Origin of the sequence: Sphingobacterium sp. UBA6317 (assembly GCF_002440385.1) — a bacterium.
Lineage (GTDB): Bacteria > Bacteroidota > Bacteroidia > Sphingobacteriales > Sphingobacteriaceae > Sphingobacterium > Sphingobacterium multivorum.
Map to the genome: position 1 here is coordinate 1 of NZ_DJTD01000025.1, position 352 is coordinate 352.

1 protein-coding gene is annotated in these 352 nt (G+C 34.9%); it reads right to left on the minus strand.

Going from position 1 to position 352, the window contains the following annotated elements; all coding sequences use genetic code 11:
• Positions 1-104: 104 nt before the first annotated feature.
• Positions 105-352: hypothetical protein (locus tag B3E92_RS07165; RefSeq protein ID WP_414713062.1), on the minus strand; the 248-nt coding region annotated here is incomplete at its 5' end.

Below are 352 nucleotides of genomic sequence, written 5' to 3' on the forward strand. Positions count from 1 at the left end.
CTTGCTTGCTTGCTTGCTTGCTATACAGATAAAAGATCAATTAAATGATGAAATATGAAACAATAGATGCTTACTTCCAACGACAAGAACTCATACGGATAAATTCAACGTCTTTCAATACGCAAAACTTTTTTATAGCGAACTGCTAACGGTCGATAAAAAATCAATTGAATCAAAGCGAAACATCCTACCAAAACAAGTCCCAATGGTGAATAAAAAGTTAGACCAATATACAGTAGTAATAAGAATAACCGCAGCATCTCAAGTGGAAAAACCCAGTCTTCATGTTCTAGAAGTCCTCCAATACAAATAACACTACAAAGAATAAATCCCCCGCCAATAACGAGTTGTA